Source organism: Anaerococcus sp. NML200574 (assembly GCF_026131665.1).
GTDB classification, from domain to species: domain Bacteria; phylum Bacillota; class Clostridia; order Tissierellales; family Peptoniphilaceae; genus Anaerococcus; species Anaerococcus kampingae.
In genome coordinates this window covers 1-19,925 of sequence record NZ_JAMXSM010000012.1, presented here as the reverse complement: position 1 = coordinate 19,925, position 19,925 = coordinate 1, and the positions used below count along the sequence as shown (strand labels likewise).

General features: G+C 35.4%; 15 protein-coding genes, 1 tRNA gene and 1 pseudogene. 16 read left to right on the top strand and 1 reads right to left on the bottom strand.

The window, feature by feature from the left end:
- Positions 1 to 85: 85 nt before the first annotated feature.
- From NH286_RS06375 to NH286_RS06310, 14 genes are all read left to right on the top strand, one after another.
- Complete coding sequence (locus tag NH286_RS06375) at positions 86 to 1,294, top strand: ammonia-forming cytochrome c nitrite reductase subunit c552 (RefSeq protein WP_265212900.1); 1,209 nt, start codon at positions 86 to 88, stop codon at positions 1,292 to 1,294.
- Between the two features lie 44 nt (positions 1,295 to 1,338).
- Positions 1,339 to 2,610 carry a cytochrome c biogenesis protein ResB gene (locus NH286_RS06370; RefSeq protein ID WP_265237682.1) on the top strand — a complete coding sequence of 424 codons (1,272 nt, stop codon included), beginning with the start codon at positions 1,339 to 1,341 and terminating at the stop codon, positions 2,608 to 2,610.
- Positions 2,603 to 3,424 carry a c-type cytochrome biogenesis protein CcsB gene (gene ccsB, locus NH286_RS06365; protein ID WP_265212898.1) on the top strand — a complete coding sequence of 274 codons (822 nt, stop codon included), beginning with the start codon at positions 2,603 to 2,605 and terminating at the stop codon, positions 3,422 to 3,424. Before NH286_RS06370 ends, ccsB begins: the two co-directional genes overlap by 8 nt.
- Positions 3,425 to 3,572: 148 nt before the next feature.
- The gene (locus NH286_RS06360; RefSeq protein WP_265237680.1) at positions 3,573 to 4,472 is read left to right on the top strand and encodes a DUF2232 domain-containing protein; all 900 of its coding nucleotides are present in this window, start codon (positions 3,573 to 3,575) and stop codon (positions 4,470 to 4,472) included.
- Positions 4,462 to 6,471 carry a DHH family phosphoesterase gene (locus NH286_RS06355; RefSeq protein WP_265237678.1) on the top strand — a complete coding sequence of 670 codons (2,010 nt, stop codon included), beginning with the start codon at positions 4,462 to 4,464 and terminating at the stop codon, positions 6,469 to 6,471. The genes NH286_RS06360 and NH286_RS06355 overlap by 11 nt, the downstream gene beginning before the upstream one ends.
- A complete protein-coding gene (gene rplI / locus NH286_RS06350) occupies positions 6,449 to 6,898 on the top strand; it encodes a 50S ribosomal protein L9 (protein ID WP_106460720.1) in 450 nt (149 codons plus the stop codon). The genes NH286_RS06355 and rplI overlap by 23 nt, the downstream gene beginning before the upstream one ends.
- The gene (gene dnaB / locus NH286_RS06345; RefSeq protein WP_265237676.1) at positions 6,898 to 8,229 is read left to right on the top strand and encodes a replicative DNA helicase; all 1,332 of its coding nucleotides are present in this window, start codon (positions 6,898 to 6,900) and stop codon (positions 8,227 to 8,229) included. The genes rplI and dnaB overlap by 1 nt, the downstream gene beginning before the upstream one ends.
- Positions 8,222 to 8,776: a GNAT family N-acetyltransferase gene (locus NH286_RS06340; protein WP_265237674.1), complete on the top strand. Its 555-nt coding sequence runs from the start codon at positions 8,222 to 8,224 to the stop codon at positions 8,774 to 8,776. The genes dnaB and NH286_RS06340 overlap by 8 nt, the downstream gene beginning before the upstream one ends.
- The gene (locus NH286_RS06335; RefSeq protein WP_265212891.1) at positions 8,757 to 9,497 is read left to right on the top strand and encodes a DnaD domain-containing protein; all 741 of its coding nucleotides are present in this window, start codon (positions 8,757 to 8,759) and stop codon (positions 9,495 to 9,497) included. Before NH286_RS06340 ends, NH286_RS06335 begins: the two co-directional genes overlap by 20 nt.
- Before the next feature lies 1 nt (position 9,498).
- Entirely contained in the window at positions 9,499 to 10,482 is a 984-nt protein-coding gene (locus NH286_RS06330) for an ATP-binding protein (RefSeq protein WP_106460716.1), read from the top strand.
- On the top strand, positions 10,469 to 11,140 hold the full coding sequence (locus NH286_RS06325) for an NAD(P)H-hydrate epimerase (protein ID WP_265237672.1): 672 nt from the start codon (positions 10,469 to 10,471) through the stop codon (positions 11,138 to 11,140). The genes NH286_RS06330 and NH286_RS06325 overlap by 14 nt, the downstream gene beginning before the upstream one ends.
- Before the next feature lie 72 nt (positions 11,141 to 11,212).
- Positions 11,213 to 12,100 (top strand): DUF4349 domain-containing protein, encoded by an 888-nt coding sequence (locus tag NH286_RS06320; protein WP_265237670.1) that lies wholly within the window; start codon positions 11,213 to 11,215, stop codon positions 12,098 to 12,100.
- Between the two features lie 70 nt (positions 12,101 to 12,170).
- Positions 12,171 to 12,246: transfer RNA gene (locus tag NH286_RS06315), tRNA-Val, on the top strand.
- An 80-nt stretch (positions 12,247 to 12,326) separates the two neighbouring features.
- Positions 12,327 to 13,259: a 2-keto-3-deoxygluconate permease gene (locus NH286_RS06310; RefSeq protein ID WP_265237668.1), complete on the top strand. Its 933-nt coding sequence runs from the start codon at positions 12,327 to 12,329 to the stop codon at positions 13,257 to 13,259.
- A 73-nt stretch (positions 13,260 to 13,332) separates the two neighbouring features.
- Here NH286_RS06310 and NH286_RS06305 read toward each other — a convergent pair whose 3' ends face one another.
- Entirely contained in the window at positions 13,333 to 15,207 is a 1,875-nt protein-coding gene (locus NH286_RS06305; protein WP_265237666.1) for an acyltransferase family protein, read from the bottom strand.
- Positions 15,208 to 15,544: 337 nt separating this feature from the next.
- Here NH286_RS06305 and serS point away from each other — a divergent pair, with 337 nt between their 5' ends.
- Together serS and NH286_RS06295 are read left to right on the top strand one after the other, a co-directional pair.
- A complete protein-coding gene (gene serS, locus NH286_RS06300) occupies positions 15,545 to 16,834 on the top strand; it encodes a serine--tRNA ligase (protein WP_265237664.1) in 1,290 nt (429 codons plus the stop codon).
- A 216-nt stretch (positions 16,835 to 17,050) separates the two neighbouring features.
- Positions 17,051 to 19,925: pseudogene (locus NH286_RS06295) on the top strand (hypothetical protein); the annotation flags it as partial.

The following is a 19,925-nucleotide window of genomic DNA, read 5'->3' as shown; positions in this document are numbered from 1 at the left end:
TTATAAAAAACTTTCTTGTATATTGTAACAAAATAGTTTATAATAATATTAAGAAGTATTATTTGAAATTATGAAAGGAGCCCATATGTTTAAGAAAATTGCAAAGGTTTTTATAGCCTCAGGCCTTCTGCTTGCCCTTAGTGCATGTTCACAAGATAAAGAAATAAAAACAGCAGAAGATTACAAAGATACATATCCAGGCGTTTTTGCCACATATAAGGCCAATGCAGATATGAGCGAAACAAAATTTGGTGGTTCTGTCCAAGTTGACTATCTAGAAGCTCATCCTAATCTTAGAGAATTTTATGATGGTTATGACTTTGCCAAACAATACGACAGGGCAAGGGGCCATACATATGCTCTAGAAGATGCCATAAATACCGAAAGACCTAAGCCAGGTGCATCTTGTCTTGCTTGTAAGAGTGCTGACTTTGTAGCTGCCCTTGAAAAAGATGGCATAGATGTAAATAGCATGGATTTTGATCAGTTTGTTAAGGACCATCCAGGTATGCAGACTATTTCTTGCTATGATTGCCATATGGATGATATCGGTACAGTCCAGGTAACAAGAGAACACTTTAGAAAACAAATTGATGAAGGTAGGGTCAATTCTAACAATGCCAAGGTTGATAGCCTATCTTGTGCCCAATGTCACGTAGAGTATTATCTAGATCCAGAAACTAAAGAGGTAATCTTACCTTATAAGTACGGTTTTGAAACTGATGATATGCTAAAATATTACGATGAAATTGACTTTAAGGATTGGGAACACCCAGCTACAGGCACAGGACTACTTAAGGCCCAACACCCTGAGTTTGAAACCTTTATGGGATCAGTCCACGATGCTGCAGGACTTTCTTGTATAGATTGTCACATGCCAATAGTAGAAGATGAAAAGGGCAATAAATTTAAATCTCACCACTGGACAAGTCCACTTAAATCCAAAGAGACAATCAAGAATTCTTGCCTATCTTGCCACGCTGGTAAGAGTGAAGATGATATGATTGCTTGGGTTGAAGAAGTTCAGCAAGGTGTATATGATAGGACAAATGAAGTAAGCGATAAGCTTAAAAAATTCATTGACCTATTTGCAAGCCATGTCGAAAAAGGCGACTTATCAAAAGAAGATAAGGATAAACTACACGAGATTCACAGACACGCTCAGTTTAAATGGGATTTTGTTTGGGTAGAAAATGGTGAAGGCTTCCATAACTCAAATAAAGCTCATAAAAACTTAGATGAAGCCGAAGCTCTAGTAGACCAAGGCATGGAAATTTTAAGTAAATATGAATAAAAGTAATGGACTCCCACAGAGTCCTTTTACTTTGAGGATAAAAAATGAAAAAAATTATAAAAAAAATTATAAAAAGTTTCTATTCCATGAGGACTGGGATTATTTTACTAATAATAATAGCCCTGACATCTATTATTGGGACCCTAATTCCTCAAGGAAATGATCCAAAATTCTACCTTGAAGCCTATCCATCTTTTGGGAAAATCATCTTATTATGTGATTTTGACAAGGTCTACTCGTCTTGGTGGTATATTTTATTAACCCTTCTTTTGCTGGTAAATTTATTATTTTGTAGCATAAATCGTTTTAAGATAATTTTTGAAAAATCCTTTAAAGATCCAGATATAAAAGAAAGGCTAAAGAATTATCAGAAGTTTGAAAAGATAAAAAAAGATTCTGATATTTTTGAAATCTTAAAGGTCAAAAGCCCGAAAGAAACTGAAATCGATGGGAAAAAAGTTTATTATAAGTTTGATGGCAAGATCGGACATTTGGGCTCATGGCTTACCCACCTATCTATAATCGTGATTATTCTAGCCTTCGCCTTTGGTCGTTATAAGGGCTTTGATGAATTTGTACACGGAGTGCCTGGAAGTGTCCTAGATCTTCAAAATTCTGATAAAAAGATTAAAATTAATCAATACGATGTTTTATTTAGAGAAGACTATACAGTTGACCAATATATAACAAGTTTAGAAGTCCTTGATAAGGATAATAAAAAACTTGATGAGGGACTCACCATGGTCAATAAGCCTTTTAGGTTTGATGGATTCAATATCTACCAAAATTCAACAGGCTGGGCCTATGAGGCTAAATTATTTAAGGATAAAAAGTTTTTTGAAGAAAAACTTATGTATAAGGGTGACTTCTTTATAGCTGATAATAAAAAAATCGCCCTACAATTTGTAGATTTTTATCCAGACTTTGATGAAACTAGCATGATGAAACCTAGGACCAAGTCACCATTTTTACATCATCCTGTAGCTCTATATGCTCTTTTCTATGATGGAGAAAGGGTAGATATGGGCCTTAATCACCCAGGAGAGCCTATCAAATGGGAAGAGTATAGCTTTGTGATTGATAACCCTCAGATGTTTACCCTCTTGCAAGTGGCCCATGACCCAGGTAAAAATATTGCACTCATAGGAGCAGGCTTACTAATGGTTGGACTCTTCCTATCCTTCTACATCAATCCAAGGGATTTTATCCTGGTAGAAGATGACGACTTTTCTTATCTATTTGTAAGATATGCCAAAAAAGATAAGATATCTAAGGAAAAATTAGAAAAAATTATTGGAGAAGAAAGATATGATTAATTTATTAAATGTAGAAAATTTACTTTTCTACCTAGCCTTGTTTGGCTATTTGATTGCCATGTTTCTATTTATAATATTATTTGTAAATAAGACAGAAAAATGGGGGATAATAGGCAAAAACATCATGATGGTCGCCTTTATATCCCACACCCTTGCTATAATTGCAAGAACTATAAATGCTGGAAGGCTCCCACTTTCAAACCAATACGAATTTGCAAGCGCCTTTGCCTGGGGAATAGCCCTTTGCTATTTAATTTTTGAAAAGAAGTATAAACTTCTAGCTATGGGTACCTTTGTTAGTCCGATTCTATTTTTAATAATCGGCTATGCAGCTATGAGAGATAAGACAATCAGACCTCTAATGCCAGCCCTTGATAGCAAGTGGCTTGCAATCCATGTTACTCTTGCAATTCTTTCCTACGGTGCCTTTGCTGTTGCAGCTGGTATTTCTGCTATGTATCTTTTAAGAGATAAATTCTCAGATAATGCCTTTAATAAAGGCATAGCTGAAAAAGAAAAACTAGATGAGATTGCCTATAGGATTATTGCCTTTGGTTTTATCTTTTTGAGTATGGTTATGATTACTGGTGCCATCTGGGCAGAATCAGCCTGGGGTAGGTATTGGGCTTGGGATCCTAAGGAAACTTGGTCCTTCATCACATGGATAATCTATGCCATCTATCTACATCTAAGAAGGTCAAGAGGCTGGCAAGGAAAAAGAGCAGCTATCTTTGCTATAGTTGGCTTTATATGTGTAGTTTTCACTTATATTGGCGTAAATACCTTTATTCCATCCCTACATTCCTACGCTTAGAAAAAAATAAATAACTTTAAAAATCGGCTAGACTTTGTCAATATTTTTAATATATATTGGCAAGTCTAGCCTTTATAAATATTGTTAAAATAGGAATTTAAAGTACAGTATAATAGTAAAAATTGCTAAATTTTTATATGGAGATTTTATGACATTAACAGAAAGCGTAAATAAGATTACAGGAGCTATATTTATTGCTTGCCTGAGCCTTATCAGTCTGTACTTATCTAGATATAGCCTGATATTTATGGCTTTAATTCCAGTGGTACTTGCCCTTACATCCTTTAGGGATGGCTTCTTATCCGCCTTAGTAAAGGTGGTGTTTACTTATATAAGTGCCTTGGTATTTTTAAATATAGAGCAAATAAATACTAGCTATATCCCCTTAGTTTTGGTAGGGCTAATATTTGTAATCTTAATTAGCTTAAAGATACCAGACAAATATCAAATATTTTTGGCCTTTGTCCTTATAAGCTTGGTTTTTATTTTTCTATTTAAGATAGAAATGATAGAAAATAAGCTTACTATTGATAAGATGGCATTAGATTTTAAACAAATGGTCGAAAGTTCTTATTCATATAGGTTTGACCTTGATATTTACAAGAAGGCCGTAGCCCTATATCCTTCTCTAATTTCGATGATAGTCATGGTTTATTCAGTCCTTTCTATCAAACTTATTAGAAATTACTTATCCTTTATGGATAAGGGGATAGAAGATATAAAAGAACTTGACCAAATTAGGGTAGAGTTTAAGGATTTGTTAGGACTTACTCTTATCTTTGTAATCATATATTTTCTTGCTAGCTTTATGAATATAGAGAGAACTTATATATTTTCAAACCTCATATTTATTAGCATGATAATACTTGTAGCAAACGGCCTAAGTCTTTTTGACTACATGCTTAAAAAATCTAGTCTGCCTTTGACAAGAGCCTTTCAATGGTTTTTTATGATAATTTTATTTCAAGTTATCTTCATTCCACTATTATTTTTTGGTTTTGCAGATATATTTATAGATTTTAGATCAAGGAGGAAAAATGCGAAATAATGAAAAATTTATTAGTAGATCTAATTTAATCTTGATTTTGGCCTTTCCTCTAATTGCATCCCTAATAGTTTTTTACTATAATAAGACCTTAGGTGCTGTAGGAATACTTGTTTGTATTATTTTGTTTTTCTTTTTGAAAAACATAAATTCTACAAGGGATAAGGAATTGCAGAAGTATGTTGATAATATCAGCTTTTCATTTGATTCTATTACCAAAAATGTAGTATTTGAAATGCCATTTCCAATAGCTATTTTAGAAGAAAATAGAAAAATAAAATGGCATAATTCATTTTTTAGGGACTTATTTCCAGACAATAAGCTAATTGGTGAGAGCATCGATTCAATCATACCTGACTTTGCGGAAATAGAATTTGATAATGAGGAAATTAAACAATCACAAAATGTTAATATAGCTGATAAGATTATTCAATTTTATTATTCTACAATTTTTAATGAGGGTGATGATAGTAATCAAACCTTCTTATATGGAATAGATAATACTTATGATGAGTCAATCAAAAAACTTTTTAAGGCAAAAAGATTAGTTTTTTATTCTGTTTTTATAGATAATTATGATGACCTAAGAAATTCTGCCCAATCTGACCAAAGAGCTCAGGTATTAGGTGAAATAGATAGGGTGATTAATGAATATTTTAAAGTTTATGATTGCCTAATTAGGAAATATGAAAATGACAGGTTCATGATTATAAGTGAGTATCAGGATTATAAAGAAATTCGTGATGATAAATTTTCGATTTTGGATAAGGTCAGGGATATAAGCAAGGGCAATTCCATTCCGCCAACCCTTTCAATAGGTGTTGGCCTTGCTGGAGAAAAGCCATCTGACATATATTCTGATTCAAGAGATGCTATAAATATTGCCCTATCTCGTGGAGGAGACCAAACTGTAGTCAAACTTGAAGATAATTATGAGTACTATGGTGGAAAAACTAAGGCAATTGAAAAAACCTCTAAAGTTAGATCAAGGGTTATTTCCCAATCTCTAAAGAGAATGATGGAATCAAGCCCTGATATTTATGTTATGGGACACAATAATCCTGATATGGATTCATTTGGGTCAGCACTTGGTGTTTATGAAGGTGCAAGGTCAATAAATAAGAGGGTTTATATTATCTTAAATGAAGTCACAAAGCCTATAGAAAATATGTATGCGAGGGTTATAGATGAGCTTAGCGAGCTAAAGGATAATATTCTAACTGAAGATGAAGCTTTAAGAAGAATATCTTCCCAGTCCCTTATAATAGTTACAGATAACCATAGAAAAAATTCTACAGAAGGCCCAAAACTTCTGGATATGACTGATAATATATTTATAATAGACCACCACAGAAGGGGTAAAGATTATATCAAAAATGCCACCGTCTCTTATATAGAGCCTTACGCATCATCAGCATCAGAGCTTGTTACAGAGATTTTATCTTATCTAGATGAAAACTTTAAGGCAAGAACTGCTGTAGCAGAATCCCTACTTGCAGGTATAACAGTCGATACCAAAAACTTTGTCTACCAAACAGGTGTAAGAACCTTTGAGGCAGCCTCAATCCTAAAAAGATGGGGTGCTGACTCAGTATATATAAAAAGAATGTTTAAAGATGACTTTGAAATTGTAAAATATAAGTCAGAGGTAATAGCAGATTCCTTCATAGTTGAGGATTTTATAGCTATTGCCCACTTTAATAGAGAAATAGATGGTTCTACTCTTATTGCAAGCCAGGCTGCAGATGATCTTCTTAATATAAAGGGAGTACTCGCAAGCTTTGTACTTACAAGGGCTAACAATAAAATTCACATATCAGGTAGAAGCTTAGGCGATATATCGGTACAATTAATACTAGAGCGCATTGGGGGTGGCGGACACTTAACAGCCGCAGCCACCCAATTAGAGATGAGCATGGAAAATGCTGAAAAAATGTTAAGAAAAGCAATAAAAGAATATTTAAGAGAGGAAGAAGAAAATGAAAGTAATACTAACAGATAATATTGTAAGAGTTGGAGTAAAGGGAGACCTAGTAGATGTAAAGCCAGGATATTTTAGAAACTATCTTGATCCACAAGGCCTAGCTGTAAAGGCAACAAAAGATAATATGGCTGAACTTGAAAAAATGAGAGAACAACTTAAGGCAGAAGAAGCTGAAAATAGAAAAGAAGCTGAAGCACTTAAGGAAAAAATCGAAGCTCTAACAATCGAACAAAAGGTAAGAGTAGGAGAAGATGGAAAGCTATTTGGTTCTGTAACAAACAAAGACCTTGCTGAAGCTCTAGCAAAAGAAGGAATCGAAATAGATAGAAAGAGAATCGAAGAAATCGAAAAAATCGATGGAGTAGGTGAATTCGTACTAAACGCTAGACTTTATGAAGGAGTAAATGCAGACCTTAAGGTAAACGTGGTAGCTGAGGCAGAATAATGACAGATGGCTTAAGGCCACTACCTTATGACTTCTTATCAGAACAGGCTATCATAGGCTGTATTTTAAAGAAAAATGAAAGCTTTGATAGTGCAAATCAAATAATAAAACCTGTAGACTTTTACGATTCAAGGACACAGAGGATATATAAGACTATAGTCACCATGTTTGAAAAAGACATCAAGGTAGACGTAGTATCCCTTATATCTCAATTGTCCAACGAAAATATATTACAAGAAGTTGGAGGGGAGGAGTTTATCACTGAGATTACCCTCTCCTCATTTTATACTCCAAATATTGACACTTATTGTAAAACAGTCAAGGCCAAATCCTTATTAAGAAGTCTAATCGGGGCTAGTGAAGATATAATAGAAAAATCCTACAGGCAAAGCGATGATGTATCTGACATCCTAGCTAGTGCCGAAAATAGGATATTTGAGATATCACAAGATAACCACTCCCAAGGTCTAGTAAGGGTAGCAGACACCATGGATGATACCCTACGACAAATCAACGAACTAACCCTGGCAGATGGGAGAATAACAGGAGTTGCTACAGGACTTGAAGCTATAGATAACAAACTTTCGGGACTACAAAGTTCCCAACTAATATTACTAGCTGCAAGACCAGCTATGGGTAAGACCGCCCTTGGACTAACCATGGCGTGGAATGCTGCTAAGGCAGGCAAATCTGTAGCCTTCTTCTCTCTAGAGATGTCAATCTATCAGCTAAATCAAAGGCTCTTATCAATGGTAAGCCTAGTAGGCCTAGAATCAATCATCAATGGATCCATAAGAGATGATGATTGGACACTTCTAATAGATGCTACCAAAAAAATAGTAGAAACAGACCTCTATGTAGATGAAACCCCAGGCATAAGATTATCAGAAATGAAATCAAAACTAAAAAGGCTAAAGGCAGAAAAGGGACTTGATTTAGTAGTAATAGACTATCTCCAGCTAATGCAAGCTGATGGTAGACAAGAAAATAGGCAAAATGAAATAGCATCCATATCAAGGGGCCTAAAATCCTTATCCAAGGAACTAAATTGTCCTATACTTTCCCTTGCCCAATTATCAAGAGAGGCAGATAAGAGATCAGACCATAAGCCAATCCTATCAGACCTGAGAGAATCAGGCGCCATCGAGCAGGATGCCGATGTTGTAATGCTCCTATATAGAGAAGATTATTATGATGAAGAGGTGGAACCAAACATAGCCAAGCTAATCTTTGCAAAACACAGAAACGGAGCTACTGGTACAGTTGATTTATATTTCAACAAGCCATGCACCACCTTCATCAACTTAAGCCACAGGGATGAAAATGCCTAGAATATATTTAGATAAAATAGATAGAGAAAGTGCCTTAGAACTTAAAAATTGGGGCAATTTTTCTGACCCAAGACTTATAGGATACAATTATGGAAACCTCACAGACTTTGAGCTAAGGCTTTGGTATGGCAATATAAACATGCCAAATAAGAGATACTTTGCAGTTAGAAGAAAAGAAGATGACAGATTTATAGGCTTTATCGGCCTTAAAAATATAAATCCAATCCTAAAAAGAGCCAAACTAGGCATAGTCTTTGATGCAAATTACGTATCCCGCGGCTATGGATACGAATCCATAAGAGAAATCTTTGTAGTATTTTTTGAAGAAATGAGATATAGGACCCTCTATTTAGATGTCAACCTCTTTAATGAAAGGGCGATAAAGGCCTACGAGAAGGCTGGTTTTAAAAAGACCTCCTACACGAGAGAAGTCTTTGAAAACCAAGCCATAGACTTAGATGAGAGATATTTTGAGATGTCCAAGGGCTTAATCTATTCAAAGATAATGAATATGAAAATAAGTAAGGATGAATATAATGAACTTTGAAATGCAAGAACTAAAACTGGATATGGGCACAACACCCTTTGAGAATATGTTTTTAAATACATATCTTCAGATGGCAGATGGCGATGCTATCAAGGTTTATCTCCTAATTTATAAGGATATATATAATGATGGCACAGTCGATGTTGCAAAGATTAAAAGACAGCTAAGCTTTGATGATGAAAGATTTGAAAAAGCCGTTAATTTTTGGATAAATATGGGCATCTTTAGAGAAAAAAAGGCCTCAGATGGGACAAATTTTATAGAAATAATATCCCTAAGGCAGATGTACTTTGGAGAAAGCGAGCCTACAAATGACAATGAACTAAACTTTGACAAGGCTCAAAGAAAGTCAATCATGTTTGAAAATATCGAAAGAATAATAGATAGGCAGCTCACTCCAGCAGACATAACAAGGATTCACGAGACATTGGGAGAATATGACCAAGACCCAGAGCTTGTAACAGAAGCCTTTAGACAGGCAAGAGAAGCAAATAACGTAGATGTAAAATATGTAATGGGCTATCTAAAAACCTGGAGAGACCAAGGCATAAATAGCCTAAATGAACTTAGGATGAGGGAAGAACGCAACAAGCTTAAAAAATCCAGAACAGTAAGAACCTATAGGAAAAAATCTGATTCAAATATAGGAAATGATAACGACAATCTTGCCCAAACAGCAAGGGCTAGAAGGCTAGAGAGATTGAGAAATCAGAGGGACTAATATGAAGGCTAGTGAAAAAGCAAGTCTAATCTTGCAAGAAAGACGTAGAGAAAATAAAAGACGCCAAGAAGAGGCTATAAACGAAGTCTATGACAAAATCCCAAAGATAAGGGCTCTAGATAAGCTAATCAAGCAAGTAGGTTTTGATAGTATAAGACTAGCTGCAGAAGGCCTAGACACAAAGGCAAATGAAGATAAGCTTAAAAATCTAATAGGAGAAAAACACAAAGAGCTCCTTAAGGCAGGCTTCCCTGTAGATTACATGGAGGAAAAATATTTCCATCCACTCTGTAAGGACACAGGCTTTGTGGGCAATGAAATTTGCTCATGCAGGTCTCAAATCATAATAGATGAGAATTATAAAAGATCTGGCATAAGACAAGTCATAAATAGGGAAAATTTTAAGACCTTTAATATCAATTTATTTTCCAAAAATCCTTATCCAGAATATGCAAACATAAGTCCCTATGAAAATATGCAGATGATCCTAGCTGATTTAAGGAAATATATAGACAATTTTGATAGACAAAGCGGAAATATTTATATCCAAGGGAAAGTAGGCAGAGGCAAGACTTTCCTGATAAATTCCATAGCCAAAGAGCTATTGGATAGGAATTATTCAGTAGTCTACATGACATCAACCAAGCTTTTTAAATTTTTAAATGATTACTATTGGGCCTTTGAAGATAGAAGGGGAAATTTGGAAAACCAATACGACCTAATCTTTGAATGTGACCTTCTAATAATAGATGACCTAGGCGCTGAAACCCATAGGTCAACCGACCAATCAAACCTATTTGATGTTGTAAATGAGAGGATGAATAAGAATCTACCAATAATTCTATCATCCAATCTCGATGAAGCCTTAATAGAAGAGATTTATGGACCTAGAATATTTTCTAGAATATTGGGTAATAATTCAAAGACCTATGAAATATTTGGGGAAGATCTTAGACTAAAGGGGACAGATTATGATTTTAGTTGATAAAGAAAAAATGCGAGCAATCGACTCTTATGCTATAAATGTGCTAAAAGTACCAGCCCTAAGCCTTGTAGAAAGGGCAAGTCTAGCTGTACTTAAGCACATTAATCTAAACAAATTTGGTTACTTTGCAATAGTTGTCGGAGTAGGAAATAACGGGGCAGATGGCCTAGCCCTAGCAAGAAATCTCCTAGCTAGGTACAAGGATGTAGAAATATATATACTTGGCGATGTAGAAAAGGCAAGCGAAGAATTCCGCCTAAATCTAGAATCTTGCCAGATGCTTTGCGAAGAGATATTTTATGTTCAAAGCATAGAAGATTTAGAAGAGATGGAAAGACGCCTAAATAATGTCAATCTAATTGTAGATGCCATCTTTGGTACGGGCTTAAATAGGCCAGTCACAGGAATTTACGCCACAGTAGTATCCATCATCAACAATGTAATGAAATATAAAATTTCAATAGATATACCATCAGGCCTTGATGCAAGTACCGGCCAGAACCTAGGCGAAGTAGTCGATAGCGACCTAATAGTAACTATGCAGCTGATGAAAAAGGGCATCTATGAAAGAGAAATCTATAAGAAAAAATGCGTAATAGAAGACATAGGTATCCCACAAAAGGCCATAGATTCAGTTTTGTATGGTCTAGTTGATTAAATTATTTATTTTCATCTTCCTTTGCAATCGTTTGCCACGCTAGTATAGTAAAAGAAAAAGGGGGATGATCCTATGAAAAAGAATTTCTTACTAATATTGATATGTCTTTTTGCCCTCATATCTTGTGCTAGCCAGAAGCCAGATAATAGTGAAGCAGACCTTGCAAATGAATATGCAGACGAGGCAAGACGAGAAATTGATGATCCTAGATATGCTGATATGGCAAAAGATGAGGCCATAGATGATGGAGAAGGGTCAGACCTATCAGATGATTCAAATGATTATATAGAAAGATTTGTAAATATTGACCTAGAAACTATATCCTATGATAAGGACCTAGAGTCTATAAAAAAATCAGTAGCAAAGCTAGAAGGTTTTGTAGAAATTGAATCAACATATTTTAATAGGACCAATGAAGATAGGGACTTAAGAAATACTGAACTTACCATAAAAATTCCAAAAGAAAGTGCTGAAAAATTTGACCAGACCCTAGAAGGCCTGGGTAAAACCATAAATGTTTCCAAAAATTCTAACAACCTAGAAAAGTCATTTAGGGATGCAGATAAGGATTTAGAAATAAAGGAAAAACAGCTGGAAAAATTCAATGAGCTTTTGGAAAATTCTAATAACATCGAAGACACCCTTGTTATTAATGCCAAGATTATAGAAACTCAAGGGGAAATAGATAATCTTAAAAAAGCAAAGGCTGACCTAAAAGATAGGGTGACCTACGATACCTATAATGTAGGCATAAATGAAGTGTATTCTTATAATAGAAATTCCAACAATCCTGACCTAGGCTCTAGGATAAAGGAAGCAATGGGAGAGTCTATTGGACTTGTCAAGGAATTTTTCTCTCAAGTCATAGTAGGATTTTTCCTATATTGGCCATTTATCCTTATTATCTTAGCTCTTGGATTTAGTGCTTATAAACTAAGGGGAAGATTAAAGAAGAAGTAGGGGCTGCTAATCAGCCCTTATTTAATTATATTTGACATCTCTATCATTACTTGATATGATAGAGTGGCATGGGGAGTTAGCTCAGCTGGAAGAGCGCCACGTTGACATCGTGGAGGTCGCTGGTTCAAGCCCAGTACTTCCCACCATAAGAGATATTGACCACCTTGGCTTGGCCAAGGGTATTTTTTTATTTACTATCTCTTAAATAAAACTTAAGGAGTAGCTTATGATGGATTTTATGAAAAAAATTCCTGGCGGTTTGTTGCTTGTTCCAATGCTAATTTCAGCTATTATTTATACTCTGGCACCCAATCTATTTATGATAGGAGGTATGACCCAGGCCTTGCTTACAAAAGATGGGCTTACTTATATTATAGCCTTCACCTGCTTTTGCTCAGGAGCTGTAATTGATTTAAAAACACTTGGCCAAGTTTTTAAAAGAACAGGCCTTCTAGCCCTAGTTAAAACAGCTATAGTTGTGGGATTTGGATTTTTATATTTTAAATTTTTTGGATTAGATGGAATCTTGGGTCTATCTACCCTTGCTATAATTGTAGGCCTTGCCTCAACTAATCCTTCTCTATATTTAGCACTCGAGGGAGAATATGGATCAGCCGTAGATCAGGCTGGTTTTGGCATCCTTGCAATAATGTGTACACCAGCTTATCCGCTATTGCTCTTTGGCTTAATTCAATCCTCACCTATTAACTGGATGAATATAATTTCAACACTCATCCCCCTAGTTTTGGGACTTATTTTAGGTAATATTGATAAGAAGTTTGGAGAATTTATGAAACCTGGCTTGGCCTTAAGTCTTCCACTTATGGGATGGTCATTTGGTTATGGTATTAATATTATAGAAGCAGCCAAGTCTGGTTTTACAGGTATTTTGCTTGCTATGGTTTTTTATATAGTTTTATTACCTATATCCTTTATTTTCGAGCGAAAAGTATTAAAACTTAGCGGTAAAAACTCTATTGCTATGAACTCAATTGCTGGTATGAGTGTATCTATTCCATCTATAATTGCAGCAACTAATCCAAGCCTTGAAATATATAAAGCAAATTCCACTGCAGCAATTGCTTTTGGTGTTGTTATTACATCTATTGTTACACCAATTTTAGTTAAAAAAGTATATGAAATGAACAATAAAAAATAGGCCTAGTGCAAAATATGAATGAAAAACGCCGTCATTAAATGATGGTTTTTTTCATACTGCACTAGGCCTTTTATTATGGTCTTACTTTATTTTCGTTTAAAATTTTTCTAATAACTAGGTCTGCATAAGCCTGGCTGCCTTCTACATTCGGATGGGTCCTATCCACAGCTAAGAGCTCTGGTCTATCCTTTACATAAGACCTCCAGTCGATTAGGTGGGCTTTTGGATTGTCATTCACAAAAGCTTCCAAGTCGCTATTTACCTTGTCCATATAGGATTGAAGGTGGCTGGTATTTACAAAATACACATCCCTGCCATCAGCTATATCCATTATAGCCTGCATATCATTGTGGTTGGCAGAACCATTGGATCCTAGAGAAATTAGGACAATATCGCCAAGACCGACATTATTCTTTATTGCCTGCAAGATGCCAGGTCCTTCAGGCATGTCACGTCCAACCTTGCCATCTAGGTAGAGGTTAGGCATGTAGTTTCTTAGGTACTTATCAATATTGATCAAAACCGAATCGCCCACAGCACTCACACTGATATCCTTCATATAGGCTAGCTCATTTTCGGTAAAATCAAAATCATCATAGGACTTTTCCTTGAAATCTTTGCTAGAATCAGCCTTCTTGCTTTCTTTTTTATCTTTGCTTACTTCCTTATCTTTTTCATCTTCTTTAGGAAGAACTTTAGAATCTTTTTCGGTATTTTTCTTCTTTTGAAGCTCGTTATGCTTTTTAATCTCCTCCTGACTTTGCTCAAATCTCGCCTTAAGCTCAGCCATTTCTTGTTCTTTCTTATTGCCTATAGCAAGTGAAATTATATTAAAGATAATAAGGCTTACAAAAGGGATGATAACTAGGTATTTGTTAAGCTTTTTCCTAGAAAATATTGCATGAGATATTTCTCCTAAGAAAATTATCCAGGCAATTTGTAGGCCGTAATAAATAATCTTATTATCAAAAATATTTATAAGGAAGTAGGAGAAGAAAACCTGGATTATATATTGCAAAATATAATAATGTAGGCTCCTAGATCCTATAAAGACCAAAATAGATCCGCCCCAACCAAGCTTTCTTTCTCTCTTATCTAGGCTATTTTCTAGCTTAAAGATAAAAAATATCAAAAGGTTAAAAGCTAGGGTATAGATTAGGAAAAATGTCTTGTAGATATTTATATTCTCACCATTTATAAAAAACATCGGTACAAATAACAAAATCCCAAGCACGCCAACAATTATTTTTAGGCTTAGCTTTGAAATCTCCATATATCTTCCATAATTTTTATAAAGTAGATAGAAAATCATCCCCAAGAAAAACGCATAGATCCTGGTATCAGTTCCATAATAAATTCTAATAATCGGTACATCCTTATTAGCCAAATAATAAGAAAGCCCAATAGATCCGATGGTAAGTAGACTAAGCAAGATAAGCTTAATCGTATCAGAATTTATCTTTCTGCCAATAAATTTTAGTAGGTAAAATATAAGGATAAATTGGACATAAATCGATATGTACCATAGATGGATAAAAAGGTTAAAATTACCATTTCTGTCAAAATATGAAGCCCCTGCAATGATTTGCCTGATATTTTCAAAGCAAAAGGTCGTAGCAAGGCTCGATTTTGCAGAATCATCAAAGATTTCCCTGGCAAAAATCAAACTAATAAGCAAACTTATAGCCATCACAAAAATGATTGGCGGCAAAATCTTTTTTATTCTATTTTTAATACTTGCCAAGATATCCTCAAGGCTTAGATACCTATCATTAGTCATCTCCATCAGAAAACCCGACATGGACAAAAATCCAATCACAGCCAGAAATCCTCCAGGGAAGGCGTGGGCAAAAAGGTGATAGGTAGACACTGCTATAAGAGCAAAAGCTCTTAAGATACTTAAATAATAATATTTTCTTCTTCGTTTAGTTAATTCTTTCACATTCATTCTCCATAGTAAGATTATTATACCCTTATATATTTATAAAATTGTGAATTCTTTATTAATTTTATATAAAGAGGATTTTTAAAATCCTTATCATCTTGCATTTTTTAAATTATAATGTATATTATTAGTAATTGAATATTGCGATGAAAAGAAGTAGTAGGTATGGAGTGCACCTAGAGAGGAGATGGTTGGTGGAAATCTCTTGCATGAATTATTGAATCCGTCTTTGAGCAAATATAAATTAAGGCAAGCTATGCTTGTGTAATTTGGGTGGCACCACGAGACCTTCGTCCCAATTGGGGGAGGCTTTTTTTATGCTTTATTTTAAGGAGTAGAAATGATAGATATTAAATTATTAAGAGAAAATCCAGAACTTGTAAAAGAAAACATCAAGAAAAAATTCCAGGATGAAAAATTAGTCCTAGTAGACGAAGTCCTAGAGTTAGACGAAAAACTTCGTTCCTATAAGACCGAAGGTGATAGACTAAGAAGTGAAAGAAACAAAACATCTAAGGAAATAGGCGCACTTATGGGCCAAGGCAAAAAAGAAGAAGCCGAAAGAACCAAGGCTCGTGTAGTAGAAATAAATGAAGAACTAGTACATATTGAGGAAGAAACAGCCAAACTCAATGAAGAAGTCAAAAAAAGAATGCAAATCATCCCACAAATAATCGATGAAACAGTGCCACTAGGCAAGGATGATACAGAAAATGTAGAAATCGAAAGATTTGGAGACCCAGTAGTTCCTGACTTTGAAGTCCCATACCACATCGACATCATGGAATCCTTTGAAGGAATAGACCTTGATGCATCCAGAAATACATCAGGTGCAGGCTTCTATTACCTAAGAGGAGACATAGCTAGACTTCACTCAGCAATCCTATCTTATGCAAGAGACTTCATGATAGATAGGGGCTATACCTACTACATCCCACCATTTATGATAAGATCAGATGTAGTAACAGGAGTAATGAGCTTTTCTGAAATGGAAGATATGATGTATAAGATAGAAGGCGAAGACCTCTACCTAATCGGAACAAGCGAACACTCAATGATAGGTAAATTTATAAACACAATAACAGAAGAAGAAAAAATGCCACTAAAGATGACCTCTTACTCTCCATGCTTTAGAAAAGAAGTAGGAGCCCACGGCATCGAAGAACGTGGTGTATACCGTATCCACCAATTCGAAAAACAAGAAATGGTAATAATCTGTAAGCCAGAAGACTCAAAAACCTTCTATGATGAACTATGGAAAAACACAGTAGACTTCTTCAGAAGCCTAGAAATCCCAGTAAGGACACTCGAATGCTGTTCAGGTGACCTAGCAGACCTAAAAGTAAAATCATGCGACGTTGAGGCATGGAGCCCACGCCAAGAAAAATACTTTGAAGTAGGATCATGCTCAAACCTAGGCGATGCCCAAGCCAGAAGACTAGGCATCAGACTAAGGGGAGAAGATGGCAACTACTTTGCCCACACCCTAAACAACACAGTAGTAGCCCCACCTAGAATGCTAATAGCCTTCCTAGAAAATCTACTACAAGCAGACGGAAGCGTAAAAATCCCAGCCCCACTACAAATGTACATGGGCGGCAAAGACAAAATCGAACCAACAGTTAAATAAACTTTTGCAATATAAAAGCACCCTTCGCCTGGGTGCTTTTAACTTTAGAAAAACATGAGCAAAATATATCAAAAAAATCTTAAACATGATAAGAAAAAAACCTCTTCAACTCTGTAAAAATCAAAGACCATAGCTTGCCAAAAAGCTATAAAAAGGTAAGATAAAATCAAGAATGTGTGCATAATATGTATTTAAAAAGAAAGGTAAAAAAGTATTATGAAAAAATATCAAAAGGCCAAAATCCTCCTAGAAAACAAGGCCCGAAACGTAAATAAAAAACCAATATACGCCACCAGGAAACTATCCATAGGTCTAGTATCTTGTATGCTAGGACTAGTAATGGCAATGCCTGTGGCTCACGCAGAAGATTTTGACATTAGTCAAGTAGATTCAAACTTATCAGCTATTGAAGATGAGGCTAGCGAAGAGGTGTTAGATAGCGATGAGACCTCTGATAAACCACTACCATTAGTTGATGATGAGGCAAATAAAACAGAGCTTGATGGCCTAGAAATCCAAGACGCTGATAAACTTGAACTAGGTCCTGAAGCTGTATTAGAACCAGTTCAACAATCTACAGTATCAGCTCCAACAATTAGCAAGGTCTTTTATGACTCCACAACAATTTCTGGAGGCAATGTACACAGAGGTAGAATTGGCGGCAATCAAGCAAGAGGAACAATCCATGTAACATTAAAAGATAGTAGTGGAAATGAAAAAGCCAGTGTTTCTGTTACACCTAAAAGTGGAACAACATGGACAGTAAGCCTACCTGCAGGAGTTACAGTTGCAGAAGGAGATAGGGTTACTGCTTATCAAGAATTTGATGGACAACAATCTACAGAGACAACTGCAATTGCAGAGCCATCGCTAGCTTATAATCATAAAAATGATTTAAAAATGCCAAGTGGAGATTTTTACCTAGAACAGTTTGTTGCCAATATAGTTAACGCTGATGAAAAAGCTGAAGCTTTACAAAGATTAAAAGATGCAAATCAATCTTTTGCTAATGATATTGATTCTGTAAAATTCGAAATTCGTGGTATAGAGAAAAATAAAGTTGCTTATTATACAGTAACCTATACAGACGGTTCAAAATCAGAAGAAATATTAGCTACAGATTTAAAAATAATACCAGTAACAGAATATTCAAGGAATGCTAAACTTAATGAAATTACAATTGTAGACAATGAAATTAAGGGAAAATTAGAAGGTGATGGACCTTTTGATGGTATGAAGGTTCAATTAGTTCTTAACGTTAATAAGGGGAAATCAGGTGACTTTTGTACTGACAAAGGGTGTAAAATTGACAAAGACTCATCTGACCCTATAGAGGCAACTGTACAAAGCGATGGAACTTTTTCCTATACTTTACCAGAAGGAACAAGTTTAGATCTCGACCAAATAGTTGGAGTTTTTGTAAAAGAATCCCATAAATTTGTATCTTGCTCTAAAACTACAGTAGTAGGACCAAAACTAGAGAAAACCGATGTTAAAGACCCTGGAAAATTAACACCTGAAGATAAAAAAGCAATTGAGGCTGCAATAAGAAAAGCATATACAGTAAATGGCGAATCTAAACTACCAAACGGAACTGGAGATTGGGATGGAGTACCGGCAGTTATACAATTTGATGACAACGGCAATGTTAAGATATTTAGCGGTAATGATGTAGCAGGTGATTGGGACCCAAACAATGATTATAAATTTGTTCCAGAAACAAATGCAGACGGTTCAGTCAAGGTAAAAGATGGAGCTGAACCAAAAATAACAATCCCGGCAAAAGACCTTGTAAAAAATATCAAACCGGACGCACCTAAAGTTGAGTTAAGTGAAGATAAGAAAAACATCACAATAACTCCAAATCTTAAAGTAGATACAGATGCACATATTATTACTGTTTCTTATAAAGATAAAGACGGTAAAGATCAAACAACCACAGCAACAAAAGCTGATGATGGAACTTGGTCTATTGTTGGCGAAGGAACAGTAGTAGATGGAGTTATAAGTCTCCCTAAAGACAATGTAAAAGGCGGAACAGATGTAACAGCTAAAGTAACAGATAAGGGTGGAGTAGCAGATGACGATACAACACCACTTACATCAGATCCTGGAACTTTAACTATAGAAGAAACAAAAGCTGAAAAAGTTAAAGCCCTAGGCGGACTTGACCCAGTAGCTATTAAAAAATGGGTCGGAGATGAAGTTGACTGGAAGAAAGGCGTAAAAGTTAAAGACTCCGCAACAGAAGAAAATAAAGGTAAAATAAATAATCTTTTAGAAGAAAGTGGAACAACATTTACTGATGTTACTGAAACAACTAGAACAACAGAAAAATCAGGTGATTTCACAGGTAAAGTTAAAGTAACCTTTGATGATGGTTCTGAAATCATAGTAGAAAAACAAATGCTATACGTAAGCGACCCTGTTAGCCCATCTGATAAGGAAAACCTACCTGAAGATGCCTTAAATGTTGAATTGAAGCTAGGCGAAGGTGTAAAAGCAGGTGAAATAGAAGGTAATAAGGAAACTCCTGTCACTGCAAAAACCTATAAAGTTAAACCGGGAACTGATTTATCTAAAGAAAAAGTCTCAAAAACTGAAAAAACATCCTTTGAAGATGTAGGAGCTGAACCAAAAGATGATACCTATGTTGACCTAGTATGGAATGACAAGGATAAAGGAACAAATTTCAAAGCTACTTCTAATAATCATGTATTCACAGCAACAGCAACAAAAACATTTAAGGTTACTGTTCAACCAAATGGCGGCACAGGAGACGACAAGGTAGAAACTAAGAAATCAGGCGAAAAATATACCTTACCAAAAGGAGATACCTTCACTCCACCAAAAAACCAAGAATTTGCAGGATGGTTGGTTGGTGATGCTACAACAACTACAGAACCTGGTACAGAAATACCTATTACTGGCGATACTGTAATAAAAGCATCATGGAAACCAATAATGGTAGATGTAAGCTTCGACAAAGGCGAAGGCAGTGGAAGCAAAGATAAAGTATCCGTAGCCAAAGGCAGCGAATACACCTTACCAAACAGCGAAGGCTTTACTCCACCAGAAAACCAAGAATTTG

Bases quoted from the DNA above. Each gene is read 5' to 3' on its own strand.
- NH286_RS06360 (WP_265237680.1), top strand. From the start codon at position 3,573: ATGACATTAACAGAAAGCGTAAATAAGATTACAGGAGCTATATTTATT.
- NH286_RS06320 (WP_265237670.1), top strand. From the start codon at position 11,213: ATGAAAAAGAATTTCTTACTAATATTGATATGTCTTTTTGCCCTCATA.
- NH286_RS06325 (WP_265237672.1), top strand. From the start codon at position 10,469: ATGATTTTAGTTGATAAAGAAAAAATGCGAGCAATCGACTCTTATGCT.
- NH286_RS06335 (WP_265212891.1), top strand. From the start codon at position 8,757: ATGAATATAATGAACTTTGAAATGCAAGAACTAAAACTGGATATGGGC.
- NH286_RS06375 (WP_265212900.1), top strand. From the start codon at position 86: ATGTTTAAGAAAATTGCAAAGGTTTTTATAGCCTCAGGCCTTCTGCTT.
- NH286_RS06330 (WP_106460716.1), top strand. From the start codon at position 9,499: ATGAAGGCTAGTGAAAAAGCAAGTCTAATCTTGCAAGAAAGACGTAGA.
- NH286_RS06310 (WP_265237668.1), top strand. From the start codon at position 12,327: ATGATGGATTTTATGAAAAAAATTCCTGGCGGTTTGTTGCTTGTTCCA.
- rplI (WP_106460720.1), top strand. From the start codon at position 6,449: ATGAAAGTAATACTAACAGATAATATTGTAAGAGTTGGAGTAAAGGGA.
- NH286_RS06305 (WP_265237666.1), bottom strand. From the start codon at position 15,207: ATGAATGTGAAAGAATTAACTAAACGAAGAAGAAAATATTATTATTTA.
- ccsB (WP_265212898.1), top strand. From the start codon at position 2,603: ATGATTAATTTATTAAATGTAGAAAATTTACTTTTCTACCTAGCCTTG.
- NH286_RS06355 (WP_265237678.1), top strand. From the start codon at position 4,462: ATGCGAAATAATGAAAAATTTATTAGTAGATCTAATTTAATCTTGATT.
- dnaB (WP_265237676.1), top strand. From the start codon at position 6,898: ATGACAGATGGCTTAAGGCCACTACCTTATGACTTCTTATCAGAACAG.
- serS (WP_265237664.1), top strand. From the start codon at position 15,545: ATGATAGATATTAAATTATTAAGAGAAAATCCAGAACTTGTAAAAGAA.
- NH286_RS06370 (WP_265237682.1), top strand. From the start codon at position 1,339: ATGAAAAAAATTATAAAAAAAATTATAAAAAGTTTCTATTCCATGAGG.
- NH286_RS06340 (WP_265237674.1), top strand. From the start codon at position 8,222: ATGCCTAGAATATATTTAGATAAAATAGATAGAGAAAGTGCCTTAGAA.